We start from the raw sequence: 15005 nt of genomic DNA on the forward strand, positions 1-15005 counted from the left end.
TTCACTCCGCGTTCACACCGCGCACATGCAAAAAACCGCCACAGGAGACTGTGGCGGTTTTTCTTTGGGGGACTGTCGGGTGGGCTGTTTGTCAGGCCACCGCGGTAGCGGCCGACTGGGCGCAGACGTTGCGCCCGGTGATGGTGAGGCGCAAACCGCCGCCATGCCATTCGAGCCAGTTGAGATCGACATACGCGTCGATGTCGCGATCGTCGATGCGATCGGCCTGGCGGCTTTGCAGCAGTTCAACGGTGGCAGGCAGGGCACGTTTCAGGCGTTCGCGCTTCTCCGCTGCATCGGCCGCCTTTTGGGCGGCCCGGGTGGCCTGTAGTTTCTGCTGCTGCTGCGAAGTCGATGCCATTGCTGATCCGTTCCGGGAGCCAAGGAATTAACCCGAATGTACGCCGCTTGTGTGAAGCCGCGCGCATTCTTTTCAACCCTGGAGCCGGAAGTGTCGATTTCGTTGCGCTTGAGCTAAATCTCGTAGTGAGAAACCTTGACCTCGTCGCCCAACGCCTTCTCGACAATCGCGCGCGTCAATGTCGGCGCAAACGACTCGATGAACGCGTAGACATATTTGCGCAGGTAGTTGCCGCGCCGCACCGCGAGCTTGGTGAGGTTGATGCCGAACAGCCGTCCCGCATCGAGCGCGCGCAATTGCGTGTCGCGCTCGGCCTCATAGGCCACGCCGGCGACGATGCCCACGCCCAGGCCCAGCTGCACATAGGTCTTGATGACGTCGGCGTCCATCGCGGCGAGCACGATGTTGGGCTGCAGGCCGCGCTGCTCGAACGCCTCGTCGATGCGCGAACGGCCCGTGAAGCCGGTGTCGTAGGTGATCAGCGGGTGCTGCGTGAGCGCTTCGAGCGTGAGCGGCGCGTCGAGCAGCGGATGCCCTGGCGGCACGATCACGGAGTGCGTCCAGCGGTAGCAGGGCAGGGCGACCAGCTGCGGGTAGTCGCCCAACGCCTCGGTGGCAATGCCCACGTCGGCCTCGCCGTCGAGCAGCATCTGCGCGATCTGCTTGGGCGAACCCTGGTGCAAGTGCAGTTTCACGTTCGGAAACTGCGCGCGAAATTCCTGCACCGCCACCGGCATTGCATAGCGCGCCTGCGAGTGCGTGGCCGCCACCGACAGCAGGCCGCTTTGCTGCGCCACGAACTCCTGGCCCGCGTGCTTGAGGTTGCTGCTCTCCATCAGCATGCGCTCAATGATCGGCAGCACATGGCCGCCGGGCTCGGTGAGGCCCGTGAGCCGCTTGCCGGCCCGCACGAAGAGCTCGATGCCAAGCTCTTCCTCGAGCTCGCGGATCTGCCGGCTCACGCCGGGCTGCGAGGTGTGAAGGGTGTGGGCGACCTCGGTCAGGTTGAAGCCGCAACGAACGGCCTCGCGTACCGAGCGCAGTTGTTGAAAGTTCATCGGGCGCGCAGGAGGTGAAAGGTCCGGACCCCGGACGGGGCCGACCGGCGATTCTCGGTAGAAGCGCTTATGCAGGGAACGATGCGTTTGTTGGTTTCACATGAGCAAAACATCTATGAGGCCATTCTTCGTGTAGAGATTGATGTTTCGCACGACTGTGCTAAAGTCCGCCGCATGGACGCCAAGACCCAGAAAAGCGAACTCACCCGCGCCGCCATCGTCGGCGCGGCGATGCACCTCGCGCTGGCCGAAGGGCTGGAGGCCATTTCGCTGCAGGCCGTGGCGAGCCGGCTCGGGCTGTCCAAGAGCGGCGTGTTCTCGCGCGTGGGGTCGCGCGAGGCGCTGCAGAAGGCCGTCATCGAGGAGTACGGCCGCGGCTTCCTGGCCGAGGTGTTCGTGCCCGCCATGCAGAAGCCCAAGGGCCTGCCCCGCCTGAACGACATCGTCGCGCGCTGGATCGCCCGCACGCGCGACGTCGAAGCACAAACCGGCTGCCTCTACGTGGCCGGGGCCTTCGAGTTCGACGACCGCGAAGGCGAGCTGCGCGACCTGCTGTTCGACGAGATCACGCGCTGGCGTGCCGCGCTGCGCCGCACGGTGCTGCAGGCGGTCGAGACCGGCGAGCTGCAGGCCGACACCGATCCCGCCCAGCTCGTGAGCGAGATCAACGGAATCATGATGAACCAGCTGCACGACGCGCGCTTCCTGCGTGACGGGCATGCGGCCGAGCGCGCGGGCCAGACCTGGCAGCGCCTTCTTTCCAGCTACCGCGCCTGAGGCGCACCCGCAGACGACGAACTTTGCCTCTTCGTTTGCCTTAATTTCGCACCATCGTGCGATAAAAAAGGAGAAGCACCATGCTGATCATTGCCCTCTTCCTCGCCGCCTACGCGGCCCTTCTCGGTGTGCGCGGCGTGCGGGACACGCTGCGCAGCCTGCCGCGCAGCAACCAGGACTGGGTCTGGTACTGAGCACTCAGTACTGAGCCCCGACAAGGAACCTCTTCGATGACCACGACCACCCCTTCCGTTCCCCCGGGCTACTACAGCGCCAGCCCGCTGATGCGCGCGATGCGCTTCGGCCTCGGCGCCTCGCAGCGCCTGTGGCCCGCGCTCGGCGTGCGCGCGGCGTACCGCGTGTTCGGCACGCCGCTGCCACCCAAATGGCTGTACCGCGGCCAGCACCCCGGCACCGACTGGCGCCGTGAGGCCTGGTCCTTCGAGGACGCGAACCTCGGCATCTACCACCTCGCCGCACAGGACTCGGGCGCCGAGTCGGCGCCGGTCGTGCTGCTGGTTCATGGCTGGGGCGGCCACGCGGGCCAGATGCTGCCGCTCGCGCAGGCCATCGCCGCCGAAGGCCTGCGGCCCGTGCTGCTGGAGATGCCGGCCCATGGCCGCAGCGCGGGCACGGCCAGCAACCTGCCGCAGTTCGCGCGCGCCATCGACTACGTGGCGGCGCGGCTCGGGGCCGACGGCCATGTGCTGCGCGCGGCGGTTGCGCATTCGCTGGGGGCCAATGCGCTGGCCTATGCGGCGGGGCGCGGGCTGCCGGCGCAGCGGCTGGTGCTGCTCGCACCGCCGGCTTCACCGCGCGAGTACACGCGCTACTTCGCGCAGGTGTTCGGCCTCAGCGAGCGCACGCGCGCGGGCATGCAGCGCCTGATCGAAGCGCGCGAAGGCATCCTGATGCAGCAGCTCGAGCCTGCCGCCGTGGGCCCGCGCATCGCGCAACCGACGCTCATCGTGCATGACCGTGACGACCGCGTGAACCGCTTCGCCGACGCCGAAGCGTTTCGCGATGCGATTGCCGGCGCGCGGCTCTTTCCCACGCAGGGCTGGGGCCATCGCCGCATCCTGAAAGAGCAGGCCGTGCTCGCGCAGGTCACGCAGTTTCTGATGTCGCCCGCGGCGGTCACGTGCGCGTGAAACGGCGCCTCTAAACTGGGCGCCACCCACGGCCTTCGCCGTGGACGACACACGCGACCACACATGGGCAATCGTTCCTGGCTCTATCTCGAACACAGACTTTCCGGCGACGACGACGTCGCTGACCCCGAAGAAACTTCGGCCGACGAAATCGCCGAAGCCAACAACAACTTCCCCGTGCTCTGGCAGCTCCTGCTGGCCGATGGCGCGGCCGGCGACGCCATCGACCACCAGCGCGTCTTCGGCGATGCCGGCACCGACAACCTTGCCAGCGACGCGCACGCCGCGCTCGCGCGCATCCGGCAGCTGCACGCCTTTGTCGAACGGCATCCGATGCTGCACACGCTGCCGCAGATCGCGCGGCAGTTCGAGGCGGTGGCGCTGCATCTGGCCGAATTGATCGACGACACGCCGGACGACAGCGCGCCGCGCTTCTCCGCCAACCTCGACGAACTGTCCTGGCTGGGCGGAGACACGGAAGGCGAAGACTTCATCGAACGCAACCGCCGCGAGTGCAATGAACTGTGGGCCGAGGTGCGGCGCTGCATCGACAGCGGCAACCATCCGGGTGTCGACGCGGCGCTGGGCATCAAGCGTTTTGCCGACTGGGAGTCCTGGGCCTGGCAGTTCGGCTTCGGCAGCCTCTCGCATCCGTACTTTGACGGCTACGAAGAGCCGCGCGACGAGCGCTTTGCCGACTTCGAGCCCGAAGAAGACGAGGACGACGACGAACGCCCCGACTACGACAACCACCTGGGCGGCGACCTCTGGCGTTTCGAGGTCGACGGCCGCTGGGGCGTGATGCGCCTGGTGTACGACGACGAGGGCGCCAGCCAGCGCACCACCGTGGTCGAGCCCGCGTGGGACGACATCCGCTACGCCGGCGGGAGCGACCGACGCCTGCTCTGGATCTCGCAGGGCGAGCAATCAGGCCTGCTGCTCGCCGACGTCGAAGCGCCGCGCGTGCTGCTCGAGCCGCAGCTCGACGAGGTCTGGGCTTTCGAGGACGACATCGCCACCGCCCTGGTCGGCGACCACGTCGGCCTGCTGCGCACCGACGGCAGCTGGCTGCTGGCGCCCTCGGTCGACGAGGTCTGGAGCTTTGTCGAAGGCCGGGTGCGTGCCCGCGTGGGCGAGCGCATCGGGTACATCGACCTGCAGGGCCGATGGGTCATCGCGCCGCGGTTCGAAGAGGCCGAAGACTTCACGCCTTTCGGCCTCGCGCCCGCGCGTGCCGACGCGGGCGGCTGGGGGCTGGTGCGCGCGGACGGCGAATGGGCCGTGCCGCCGGAGTTCGAAAACATCCAGTGGCGCCACGACTGGGAGGGCTTCGAAGCCACACGCGACGGCAAGAGCGGGCTGCTCGATGCACAGGGCCGTGTCGTGATCGAGCCGGTGTATGAGCAGGTCGACCTGCTCGAGGAATACCCGATCGAAAGCCTGACGAGCGAAGACAACGATCCGTCGAGCGAGCGTGGCACCCCGGCCCGGCCGAAGCGCTTTGCCGTGGAACGCGCCGACGGCCTGTGCGGCCTCGTCGACGGGCAGGGCCGCGTGCTCGTGCCCTTCGACTATGGCCGCTTCGAGACCCTGGAGCCGCTGACCGGCGAGGAGCGCGCGCACGCCATGGTCCGGCGCGACCTGGTGCGCGTGGCGTCCAAGGGCGGGCGCACGGCGAAGAACGCGCCGTGGCTGCGCGGCATCTACGACGTGGCCGCCGGCCGCGAGCTGGTGCCGTGCCGGCACCGCACGCTCCAGCCGCTGGCCTGGGGCACGCAGGACATCGGCTGGCTGGTCGCCGATCCGGTGCCGCGCAGCGCGAAGGCGGAGAAGGGGCAACTCGCCGTGGGCGTGCTGCGCGCCGATGGCGCCGTGCTGCATCCGCAGGCCTATCCGTGGATCAGCGCCGCCGTGTCCGTCGCTGACGGCTGGATGTCCACGGTGGTCCGCTCGGACCTGTGCAAGCGCTGGAGCGCGGGCGAGCCGGTGAAGGCCGTGCGCAACGACACCGGCCTGTACGTCTGGCTGCATGCCGACGGCCGCGAGCAGGCGCACACCGAGCACATGGCCGCGCGCCATGCCGCCGGCGACCTGCGGGCCGCCTACGAGCTGGCCTGCCACCTGCGCGACGGCGAGGGCATCGAGGCCGACCCGCGCGAAGCCCTGCGCTGGATGGCGCGCGCCGCCGGTGTGCGCGAACCCGGCGACGCCCCCGCAACCGCGTCACCCGAGGGCCTGCCCGTGGCCATGCGCGAGCTCTCGGTGATGCTGCGCTGGGACAAGGCGGGCCTCGGCGCCGACGCCCCCCTGGGGCGTGCGTGGCTGCTGCACGCCATCGCCCATGGCGGCGAGGACGACGCCGCCACGCAGGCCCAGCTCGGCTACATGCTGTGCGAAGGCGAGGGGGGCGAGCGCGACCTGGAAGGCGGCGTGCGGCATTACGAGCGGGCCGCCGAGAAGAACAACACGATGGCGCTCTACAACCTGGGGCTGGCCCGCAAGCTCGGCGAACCCGGGGAGCCCGACCTGGCGCGCGCAATCGGCTACTTCCGCCGCGGCCATGAAGCCGGCGACACCAGCGCCACGATGCAGCTCGGCCGCACGCTGTGCCGGCACGCAGGGGCGCTGGCCGAACAGGACCACCCAGAAGCGGAAGTGAACGTCATGTATGCCGAGGCCCTCTACGCGATGCAGAAGGTGGCGGAAGACAGCACCCAGCGCCAGCAGGGCTGGGCCTGCTACGAGCTGGGCTGGATGCGCTTTCAGGGCCAGGGCGCGCCGGAAGACGCGGCAGCCGCCGAGCGCTGGCTGCTCACCGGCGCCGCGCTCGATGACTGCGAAGAGAACCTCGAGAGCCAGCGCGCCTGCATGGAGGTTCTGGCGGAGCAGTTCTACGGCGACCCCGACAGCCCGCTCTTCGACGAGGACAAGGCCCGCGAGTGGACGCAGCGGGTGGAGGCGCTGCCCGCGGCCCAACCGGAGTGAGTGGGTCCGCCCTGAGGCTTCAGGGCGGCTGCCGGGTTCTGGCGCTCAGCGCGCCGGAATCGGATCGGGCAGTTCGATCTTGATGTCCAGCACTTCGAGGTTGTCCTGGGTTTCCAGGTGCACCTTGATGTCGTCGGCGTTGATCGACACGTACTTGGAAATCACCGCCACCAGCTCGCGCTGGAGCTCGGGCAGGTAATCGGGGCGCTTCTTGCCGCTGAGGCTGGAGCGCTCGTGAGCGAGGATGATCTGCAGGCGCTCCTTGGCGACGCTCGCAGTCTTCTTCTTCTCACCAAGCAGGAACGAAAGAAACGACATGCCTACTTGCTCCCGAAGATCCGTTTGAAGAAGCCGGGCTTCTCGGCGTCGACAAAGCGCATCGGCTTGTCTTCGCCAAGGAAGCGCGCGACCACGTCGCTGTACGCCTGGGCCACGTCGGTGTCCTTGTCGTGGATGGCAGGCACGCCCTGGTTGGAGGCGTGCAGCACGCTTTCCGACTCCGGGATCACGCCGATCAGCTTGATGCGCAGGATGTCCTGGATGTCTTCCAGCGAGAGCATCTGGCCGCCGGCCACCCGGTTCGGGTTGTAGCGGGTGATCAGCAGGTGTTCCTTGATCGGCTCGCCGCCGTCCTTGGCGCGCTTGGTCTTGCTGCTGAGCATGCCCAGGATGCGGTCCGAGTCGCGCACCGAAGAGACTTCGGGGTTGGTGACGATCAGCGCTTCGTCGGCGAAGTGCATGGCCATCATCGCGCCGGTTTCGATGCCCGCGGGCGAGTCGCAGATGATGTAGTCGAACTCCATGGCCGACAGGTCGTTCAGGATTTTCTCGACGCCTTCCTGCGACAGGGCTTCCTTGTCGCGCGTCTGCGAGGCGGCCAGCACGAACAGGTTGTCGCACTGCTTGTCCTTGATGAGCGCCTGGCTCAGGTTGGCCTCGCCCTGGATCACGTTGATCAGGTCGTACACCACACGGCGTTCGCAGCCCATGATCAGGTCGAGATTGCGCAGGCCCACGTCGAAGTCGATCACGGCCGTCTTCTTGCCGGCGAGCGCAAGGCCCGACGCGAAGCTGGCGCTCGTGGTCGTCTTGCCGACGCCGCCCTTGCCCGAGGTCACCACCACAATTTTGGCCATCGCCATTCCTTCTTGTTTCGATTCAGTTGTCGATTGATGCTCAGCGCTGCCGCGTTCCTGGTTTTTCATCAGGGAATCGCGTCGATCGCTATTTTTTTGCCGTCCAGGCGCACCTGGGCGGGCTTGCCCAGCACGGGCTCGGGCAGCGGCACTTCGTTCGTGCGATAGATGCCGGCAATGGCCACCAGCTGCGCTTCCATGCAGGTCGAGAAGATCCGCGCCTCGGTGTTCCCGCGCGCGCCGGCAATGGCCTTGCCACGCAGCGGCGCGTACACATGCACGTTGCCGTCGGCGATGACTTCGGCGCCGAAGCTCACGATGGCCGTCACCACCACGTCGCCGCCACGCGCATAAATCTGCTGGCCCGAACGCAGCGGCTTGTCGATCAGCAGCGTCCCGTTGGCCGGCACCGGCAGCTCGCGCACGATCTGCGGGGCCTCCGAAGCCGCAGGCGCCTCGGCGGGCGGGGCCGGCGATCGGGGCGCGGGCGCCGAGGGCATGGCGGCCACCGACAGGCCGGCTTCACGTGCCGCGGCATGCTGCTCGGGGCTGCCGCCGCGCACGGCGATCGGCTGGGTCTGGTGGCGCGCCAGCAGGCTGCGCAGGGCGGCAAAGTCGATCTCGGGGGCGGGAGTGTCGGCCTCGGCCGCCAGTTCCTGCAGCATCGAGAGGTCGATCACCACCGGCTCCTGCTCGAAGAAGTCGGGCGAATCCGCCAACTGGGCGTCGAGCGCCTCGGCCAGCACGTCGAGGTCGGCTGTCTTGAGGATCACTGCGATCAGCGGCAGTGTGGCGCTCTTGAATTCGAAAACCGCCTTGGTACGAGCGGCGGAAACATCGGCCATTGGAAAACGTGTGTGAACGTCGGTGCGAAAAGCGTTGGAGTCTAACGGGCGCCGGCCAAAGCCCGATGGCTGGTGTCGTGTTCACTGACCCTGCACAACACTTATTGCACGAGGTTTCATCTTGCTGCACTTCCAGGGATACCGCGGAACCGGCTTTGCCGGGCCGCTGGTATCGCCCCCTGCAAGGGGGTCGGAGGCCACACGAAGTGGGCAAGCCTGGGGGTTAGTTCTTTGTTTTGCCCAGCAGGGCGTAGAGGATGATCGCCCCGAAAGTGGCGGTTCCGATGCCGCCCAGCGCGAAGTCGCCGAACTTCAGCGTGAAGTCGCCGGTGCCGATGATCAGCGTGATCGCGGCCACGATCAGGTTCTTGTTCTGCGAGAAATCGACCTTGTTGTCGACCCAGATCTTGGCGCCTGCAATGGCGATCAGGCCGAACACCACGATGCTCACGCCGCCCATCACCGGCAGCGGAATCGCCTGGATCAGCGCGCCGAACTTGGGGCTGAAGCCCAGCACCAGCGCAATCACCGCCGCCACCACGAACACCGCCGTCGAGTAGATGCGCGTGGCCGCCATCACGCCGATGTTCTCGGCGTAGGTGGTCACGCCCGTGCCGCCCGCGGCGCCGCTGATGACCGTGGCAATGCCGTCGCCGATGAAGGCGCGGCCCATGTACGGGTCGAGGTTGCGGCCGGTCATGGCCGTCACCGCCTTCAGGTGGCCGAGGTTTTCCGCCACCAGGATGATCGCCACGGGCGCAATCAGCAGCATCGCGTTGGTCGTGAACACCGGCGCCGTGAAGGTCGGCAGGCCGAACCAGGCCGCGTTGGCGATGCCGCTCAGGTCGACCGGCTTGCCCAGGCCCATGCCGTTGGTGAGCGCCGCGTACACCAGCGTGGCCAGGATCAGGCCGATGAGGATCAACAGGCGCTGCACCATGCCGCGCGTGAACACCGCCACCAGGCCCACGCACAGGAAGGTCACGGCCTGCATCCACGCGTCGAAGTTGGTGGGCGCCATGTTCTTGATGGGAATGCTGGCCAGGTTCAGCCCGATGACTGCCACCACGGCGCCCGTGACCACGGGCGGCATGAAGCGCTCGATCCAGCCCGTGCCCACGGCCTGCACGATGGCCCCGATCAGGATGTACACCACCCCGCAGGCCACGATGCCGCCCAGCGCCACCGCGATGTTGGCGTTGGGCCCCTTGCCCGCATAGCCGCTGGCCGCGATTACCACGCCGATGAAGGCGAAGCTCGAGCCCAGGTAGCTGGGAACCTTGCCGCCGGTCACGAAGTAGAAGATGAGCGTGCCGATGCCGCTCATCAGGATCGCGATGTTGGGATTGAAGCCCATCAGGATCGGCGCGAGCACCGTGGCGCCGAACATGGCGATCACGTGCTGGATGCCCATCGCGCCCGTCTGCAGCCAGGGCAGCCGCTCGTCGGGCGCGATGACGGCGCCATTGGCCAGTGTGGACACCGGCTTTTCAGTCCAGTTGAACATGTGTTTTCTTCTCCTCGGTTGGTGTGTGTTGGGGGGTCGACGCGCTCCCTGGGGCGAGATTGTGGTCGATCCACCCCGTGCTGAACACGGGTTCCACCCGCAAGAGGCGTACCGGCGGGAGAAAGAAAACGAGGAGAAGAAAAGCGCCCGAAGGGGGCGCCCGCGCTCAGCGCGGCTGCAGCACCGCCATGGTGATGCGCGAGACGCAGGTCAGCTCGCCTGCCTCGTTCGTCAGGTCGATCTGCCAGACCTGCGTGGTGCGCCCGCGGTGCACCGGGCGCGCCGTGCCGATGACCCAGCCGCTGGTGGCCGAGCGGATGTGGTTGGCGTTGATGTCCAGGCCCACGGCGCGGTCGCCCTCGGGGGCCGAGTAGTGCGCGCCGCAGGAGCCCAGCGTCTCGGCCAGCACCACCGACACACCGCCGTGCAGGATGCCGTAGGGCTGGCGGGTGCGCTCGTCCACCGGCACGCGGGCGCGGATGAAGTCGTCGCCCACCTCCAGGAATTCGATGCCCAGGGCGGCCACGGCCGTGCCCACGTGGTTGGCGGTCAGCGATTCGACCGAGATGTCTTTCTTCCAGATACGCATGCGGGAGTCTCCGAGATACAGGGGGTGCGAGGGCACTATAGCGACGACGGCTGACAGGGACAGTCGCCTTTGCGTGCTACCTTGGCCCGATGACCTTCCCTTCGGTGCGACGCTGGCTCCTGGGCTCGGTGGCGGTGCTGCTGCTGGGCTTCGGCGCGCTGGTGCTCGTGGTGGCCGCGCGCCTGCCCGACGACGAGGAGGTGGCGGCCCGCATCGCCGCCGGCTTCTCGCAGCGCTACGGCGTCGACCTGACCGTGGGCGGCGCCCACTGGTCGCTGTGGCCGGTGCCCGTGCTGGCGCTGTCCGAGCTGGCCACCGACCAGCCCCAGCCCATCACCCTGCGGCGCCTGAGCGTGCGGCTGCACCTGTGGCCGCTGCTGCTGCACCGCGTGGTGGCCATCGACGAGATCGACGTCGATAGTCTGGTGCTGCCGCGCAACTCGGTGCGCGCCTTCCGAGGCAAGGGCCCCGCGCCGCAGGAGGGCGACCGCATCATGGTGCTGCCCGCGCCCTGGGCCTTGGCGCCCGTGCCGGTGGAGCGCGTGCGCTGGCGCGACGTGGTCTGGATCGACCGCCGCGAGATCGCGCTGGCCTACGACGGCGACGTGACCTTCGACGACAACTGGCGCCCGCGCCACCTGCGCCTGGAGCGCGCCGGCGCCGCGTCGCCCGTGCGGCTGCGGCTGGACCGCGAAGGCGGAGAAGACCGCTGGCGCACCCGCATCGACGCCGGCGGCGGCACGTGGAACGGCGAATCGCGGCTCCAGGTGCTGCCCGAGGGGCGGGGCTTGCGCGTGTCGGCCGAGCTCGACCCGCGGCAGGTCGACATCGAAGGGCTGGTGCAGGCTTTCGGGCGCCGCTCGGCGGTGGCCGGCAAGGTCTCGGGCCACACCTCGCTGGTGGCCGAGGCCCGCGAGGTGGGCGCGCTGATCCGCGGCCTGCACACCCGCACCACCTTCTCGGTGCAGCCCGCCACGCTGACCCGCCTCGACCTCGCCAAGGCCGTGACCACCGTCGGCATCAGCCGCGGCGGCACCACGGCGCTGGACGAGCTCACGGGCACGCTCGACACCCAGGGCACCGAGGACGGCATCGTGATGCGCTACACGAACCTCAAGGCGCGCTCGGGCGTGCTCACCGCGAGCGGCAACCTGCGGCTTTTCAATCGCCAGATGACGGGCGAGATGGCGGTCGATCTGGTCGACGGCGTCGTCGGCGTGCCGCTCAAGATCAGCGGCAGCGTGGCCGAGCCCGAGGTGTCGATGACCGGCGGCGCGCTCGCGGGGGCGGCCGTCGGCAGTGCGGTGCTGCCGGGGGTGGGCACGGCCATCGGGGCGCGTGTGGGGCAACAGGTGGAGAAGCTCTTCGGCGGGGATGAGCCTGCGAAGAGGAAGGCGCCGAAGCCGCCTGCATCGCCGCAGCGTTGAGCGGTCTGGCGTCGCGTTCAGGGCGTGTGCCCAGGCCACCGGGTACTTCCCTCCGCGAATGTCCCCCGCCCTTCGGGCTCCTTTATTTCGCTGCGGGAAGCACCCAGTGTCCTGCGCACACCGAGCGCGGTCGTTGTTCCGGTCGATCAACAACCGCTCTGAATCACGCTCACGTCGATGGGGTGCCTTGCGCAGCGAAATGAAATGAATGCGAAGGGACTTCTCGCTTTCTGGTCACGGCATCGAGTGCCAAGATTGATTTGCGAAGTCAATCTGAAACCTTTGAAAGGAGAAGCCCTATGAACGAGATTACCCGAGTCGGCGTGGATTTGGCAAAGCGCGTGATCCAGGTCTTTGCGGTCAATGCCGCGGGCTTGCGCGTCACAGGGGCGCGCCTTGGCACGCGATAAATTCCTGGCTTGGTGTGTGCAACTGCCGGCAGGCTGCCTGATCGCCATGGAGGCCAGCTCCAGCGCCCATTACTGGGCGCGCAAGCTGCTTGCTCTGGGGCTGGATGCCCGCATCATTGCCGCCCCGCACGTCGTGCCTTATCGCCTCCAAGGCAAGAGCGGCAAGAACGACGCCAACGATGCCGCTGCGATCTGCGAGGCGGCCTCGCGCCCGCACATGCACTTCGTGCCGATCAAGAGCGTGGAGCAGCAAAGCATGCTCTGCATCCACCGCCTGCGAGAGGGCGTCAAGGCAGACCGCACCGCCTGCATCAACCGCATCCGGGGCCTGTTGGCGGAGTTCGGATTGGTGTTCGCCCAAAGCCCCGAGGCGCTGCGCCAGATGCTTCCCGACGCGATGGAAGATGCCAGCAATGAACTGGGCGCTCTGGCCCGGTTGACGCTGCAGCGGGCCTATGCGCAATGGCAAGAACTCGATGCACACCTGCGATGGTGCGACGAGCGCATCGCCGCACACGGCAAGGCCAGCGATCAGGTGCGCCAGGCCGAGCAGTTGCTGGGCGTGGGACCGGTCACGGCATCCGCGGTGGTGGCCACGGTGGGCGACTTCAAGCAATTCAAGAGCGGTGCGCAGTTCGGCGCCTGGCTGGGTCTGACGCCTCGACAGAACTCCAGCGGCGGCAAGAACAACCTGGGGCGCATCACCAAGCGAGGCGACGCGTACCTGCGCACGCTGCTGATCCAGGGGGCCAAGTCGATCGTGCTGACGGCGCACAGACGCGACGACCCGATCTCGCGCTGGGTGCAGGCCTTGCGCGAGCGCTCCGGGTGGCAGAAGGCCGTGGTGGCGTTGGCCAACAAGAACGCGCGCATCCTGTGGGCCGTGTTCGCACGCGGGCGGGCCTTCGATGCGCACCACGTCAGTACCAAACCACCAGGCGCCATCGCTGCGGTCATCGCGGTGTAGCGCGAGCTGTTCGAAGAGCCTTTGTTGATGTTTGTTTGTTTGCCAGACGTGAGTTCCAAGATGCAATGAACAGGTCAGACCGGCAGCGGGCAAGCTCGACTCCCCCTTGGTGATGCCAACTGAAGTGGGCATCACGAGAAATGAATGGAGCCCCGCTGAGCGGTTCGTATCTGGGTCCGCACGGCCACAGGCCCGTGCAACAAGACCGTCGGTAGATGTGCAGTCTGTTCCTCGTTTCGTTGCGACTCGATCCTCACCGCCTTGCAGGCAATACAGCATGGCGAGAAAACAACCCTGAACCCGTGCTTGACCGCGCGAGAAGTCCCGGTAAAGGGGGAGGCCGCAGGCCGGAGGACATTCGCGGAGCAAGGTTCCCCGTCGGCGGGAGCGTCGCCCTGAACCGCGCGTCCAGCCATCAGGACAGTGCCTTGATTACCGCAGGCACCGTCAGCACCGCCGTGTAGTACCCCATGAACTGCACGCCCGTGTTGAACCCGATGGCGCGCGACAGCAGCCCGCCGAGCAGGCCCATGGTGAGGATCACCAGCAGCCCGAGCAGTTGCCCTTCCCACACGCTGATCACCACGATCAACCCGACGAAGGTCGCGATGATCGCTTCGTGGCTCACCTTGCGCGACACGAACAGTGCCGCGCGGCGCGCGAAGTTCATCGTGAACGGGTAGGCCACCAGCGCCGCGAGCACCACGGCCAGCATGCCGTAGCCAAGGAACTCCCAGTGGTTCAACAGGTTGTGCAGGTTGTGGGTCTGGCCCGTGGCCGAATCGATCGTGAACACCGGCGGTGCATTGAAGAGCGGCGCGGCCGGGCCTGCGGCCACGGGGCTCAGCGGCAGGCCGATGGCGATCAGCGGGATCAATGCTTCGGCGATGTAGGTGGCCTCGGTCACACCGTTGCGCGCGGCCAGCGTGGTGGTGAGGCGGTGGTACGCGTGCTTGATGCGCGAGCCGACCAGCTCGCCGAGCACCACCGTCATCGCGACCGGGCTGAACACGAAGGTGGCGCTGGAGATCGCGGCGGTCGCGAAGGTCCACTTCACCTGCGCGCGGTCGAGCACCTTGAACGGGTTCGGGAAGTAGCCCGTCCACCCCTTCACGTCGGGTGCGAGCGAGAAGGTGCGGACCTTGTCGCGCTTCATGCGCGCACGCGCGGCGGGCGAGATCACCGAGAACAGGTCCGCCACCAGCGGCCCGATCGCGATGCCCAGGAAATAGCTGATGCTGAGCTTCACGCCGTACTTGCCGGTGAGCGCCTGCAGCGCCACGATCACCATCACGAACGGAACCAGCGTGGCCACCGACGCCCAGCGTCCGCTCGAGAAGTAGGCAATGGCCACGGCCGCCACCACGAAGATCCACGGCGCCGCCTTGGTGATGGCCGCGCCATACGGCGCCAGCAGCACCGCGAACAGCACGGCCAGCGGCACCGCGAGAAAGGCCGCGATGATCGCGCCCGACACCATCTTGCGCAGCGCGATGTGCGGCACGCCCAGGTTGCGCAGCACGTTCGCGTCCTGCAGCAGTGGCGTGGCCATGGTGTCGCCCGGAATGCCGAGCAGCGCGGTGGGCACCGCGTGCGTCATGTGCTTGGCCACGGCCGCCGCCAGGAAGAAGGTGAACACGCCTTCGGGCGGCACGCCGAGCAGCACCACCAGCAGCGTGAGCGGTGCGAGCGTGGTGGTTTCGTCGGTCCCCGAGACGAGGCCGATGGCCGCGAACACGATGGCGCCCACGAGGCCCATGCCCGTGGCGACGAGGATCTGGTTGAACAGGGC

The 15005-nt window shown here is 67.7% G+C and carries 12 protein-coding genes and 1 pseudogene; 5 read left to right on the forward strand and 8 right to left on the reverse strand.

Annotated features, from left to right (window positions below; all coding sequences use genetic code 11):
• Positions 1-91: 91 nt before the first annotated feature.
• Complete coding sequence (locus tag IG196_RS31105) at positions 92-361, reverse strand: hypothetical protein (RefSeq protein ID WP_101490635.1); 270 nt, start codon at positions 359-361, stop codon at positions 92-94.
• A 113-nt stretch (positions 362-474) separates the two neighbouring features.
• Entirely contained in the window at positions 475-1419 is a 945-nt protein-coding gene (locus IG196_RS31110) for a CysB family HTH-type transcriptional regulator (RefSeq protein WP_101490634.1), read from the reverse strand.
• Positions 1420-1593: 174 nt separating this feature from the next.
• Between IG196_RS31110 and IG196_RS31115 the strand changes: the two genes are divergently transcribed.
• The 3 genes from IG196_RS31115 to IG196_RS31125 all read left to right on the forward strand — a co-directional run bounded on the left by IG196_RS31115 (position 1594) and on the right by IG196_RS31125 (position 6332).
• Positions 1594-2196 carry a TetR/AcrR family transcriptional regulator gene (locus IG196_RS31115; protein WP_101490633.1) on the forward strand — a complete coding sequence of 201 codons (603 nt, stop codon included), beginning with the start codon at positions 1594-1596 and terminating at the stop codon, positions 2194-2196.
• 230 nt (positions 2197-2426) lie between these two features.
• On the forward strand, positions 2427-3347 hold the full coding sequence (locus IG196_RS31120) for an alpha/beta fold hydrolase (protein WP_192194309.1): 921 nt from the start codon (positions 2427-2429) through the stop codon (positions 3345-3347).
• A gap of 63 nt (positions 3348-3410) precedes the next feature.
• Complete coding sequence (locus IG196_RS31125) at positions 3411-6332, forward strand: SEL1-like repeat protein (RefSeq protein WP_192194310.1); 2922 nt, start codon at positions 3411-3413, stop codon at positions 6330-6332.
• A 45-nt stretch (positions 6333-6377) separates the two neighbouring features.
• Here IG196_RS31125 and minE read toward each other — a convergent pair whose 3' ends face one another.
• From minE to IG196_RS31150, 5 genes are all read right to left on the reverse strand, one after another.
• Positions 6378-6650 (reverse strand): cell division topological specificity factor MinE, encoded by a 273-nt coding sequence (gene minE / locus IG196_RS31130; RefSeq protein ID WP_099794335.1) that lies wholly within the window; start codon positions 6648-6650, stop codon positions 6378-6380.
• Positions 6651-6652: 2 nt separating this feature from the next.
• On the reverse strand, positions 6653-7468 hold the full coding sequence (minD, locus tag IG196_RS31135) for a septum site-determining protein MinD (protein WP_095747381.1): 816 nt from the start codon (positions 7466-7468) through the stop codon (positions 6653-6655).
• Positions 7469-7536: 68 nt separating this feature from the next.
• On the reverse strand, positions 7537-8313 hold the full coding sequence (gene minC / locus IG196_RS31140) for a septum site-determining protein MinC (RefSeq protein ID WP_101490630.1): 777 nt from the start codon (positions 8311-8313) through the stop codon (positions 7537-7539).
• A gap of 223 nt (positions 8314-8536) precedes the next feature.
• Entirely contained in the window at positions 8537-9820 is a 1284-nt protein-coding gene (locus IG196_RS31145; protein WP_192194311.1) for a solute carrier family 23 protein, read from the reverse strand.
• Positions 9821-9986: 166 nt separating this feature from the next.
• Positions 9987-10409 carry a hotdog fold thioesterase gene (locus tag IG196_RS31150; protein ID WP_056574715.1) on the reverse strand — a complete coding sequence of 141 codons (423 nt, stop codon included), beginning with the start codon at positions 10407-10409 and terminating at the stop codon, positions 9987-9989.
• An 89-nt stretch (positions 10410-10498) separates the two neighbouring features.
• On the opposite strand from IG196_RS31150, the gene IG196_RS31155 reads away from it, so the two are divergent.
• Positions 10499-11836 (forward strand): hypothetical protein, encoded by a 1338-nt coding sequence (locus IG196_RS31155; protein WP_192194312.1) that lies wholly within the window; start codon positions 10499-10501, stop codon positions 11834-11836.
• Between the two features lie 299 nt (positions 11837-12135).
• Positions 12136-13213: pseudogene (locus IG196_RS31160) on the forward strand (IS110 family transposase).
• A gap of 415 nt (positions 13214-13628) precedes the next feature.
• On the opposite strand, the gene IG196_RS31165 reads toward IG196_RS31160, so the two are convergent.
• Positions 13629-14972 (reverse strand): tripartite tricarboxylate transporter permease, encoded by a 1344-nt coding sequence (locus tag IG196_RS31165; RefSeq protein ID WP_192197205.1) that lies wholly within the window; start codon positions 14970-14972, stop codon positions 13629-13631.
• Positions 14973-15005 lie beyond the last annotated feature (33 nt).

This window comes from Variovorax sp. 38R (genome assembly GCF_014843395.1).
Lineage (GTDB): Bacteria > Pseudomonadota > Gammaproteobacteria > Burkholderiales > Burkholderiaceae_C > Variovorax > Variovorax paradoxus_H.

What these genes read in the sequence shown, in the direction of transcription:
- IG196_RS31105 (WP_101490635.1), bottom strand. Translation starts at nt 361, where the DNA reads ATGGCATCGACTTCGCAGCAGCAGCAGAAACTACAGGCCACCCGGGCC.
- IG196_RS31110 (WP_101490634.1), bottom strand. Translation starts at nt 1,419, where the DNA reads ATGAACTTTCAACAACTGCGCTCGGTACGCGAGGCCGTTCGTTGCGGC.
- IG196_RS31115 (WP_101490633.1), top strand. Translation starts at nt 1,594, where the DNA reads ATGGACGCCAAGACCCAGAAAAGCGAACTCACCCGCGCCGCCATCGTC.
- IG196_RS31120 (WP_192194309.1), top strand. Translation starts at nt 2,427, where the DNA reads ATGACCACGACCACCCCTTCCGTTCCCCCGGGCTACTACAGCGCCAGC.
- IG196_RS31125 (WP_192194310.1), top strand. Translation starts at nt 3,411, where the DNA reads ATGGGCAATCGTTCCTGGCTCTATCTCGAACACAGACTTTCCGGCGAC.
- minE (WP_099794335.1), bottom strand. Translation starts at nt 6,650, where the DNA reads ATGTCGTTTCTTTCGTTCCTGCTTGGTGAGAAGAAGAAGACTGCGAGC.
- minD (WP_095747381.1), bottom strand. Translation starts at nt 7,468, where the DNA reads ATGGCCAAAATTGTGGTGGTGACCTCGGGCAAGGGCGGCGTCGGCAAG.
- minC (WP_101490630.1), bottom strand. Translation starts at nt 8,313, where the DNA reads ATGGCCGATGTTTCCGCCGCTCGTACCAAGGCGGTTTTCGAATTCAAG.
- IG196_RS31145 (WP_192194311.1), bottom strand. Translation starts at nt 9,820, where the DNA reads ATGTTCAACTGGACTGAAAAGCCGGTGTCCACACTGGCCAATGGCGCC.
- IG196_RS31150 (WP_056574715.1), bottom strand. Translation starts at nt 10,409, where the DNA reads ATGCGTATCTGGAAGAAAGACATCTCGGTCGAATCGCTGACCGCCAAC.
- IG196_RS31155 (WP_192194312.1), top strand. Translation starts at nt 10,499, where the DNA reads ATGACCTTCCCTTCGGTGCGACGCTGGCTCCTGGGCTCGGTGGCGGTG.
- IG196_RS31165 (WP_192197205.1), bottom strand. Translation starts at nt 14,972, where the DNA reads ATGGGCCTCGTGGGCGCCATCGTGTTCGCGGCCATCGGCCTCGTCTCG.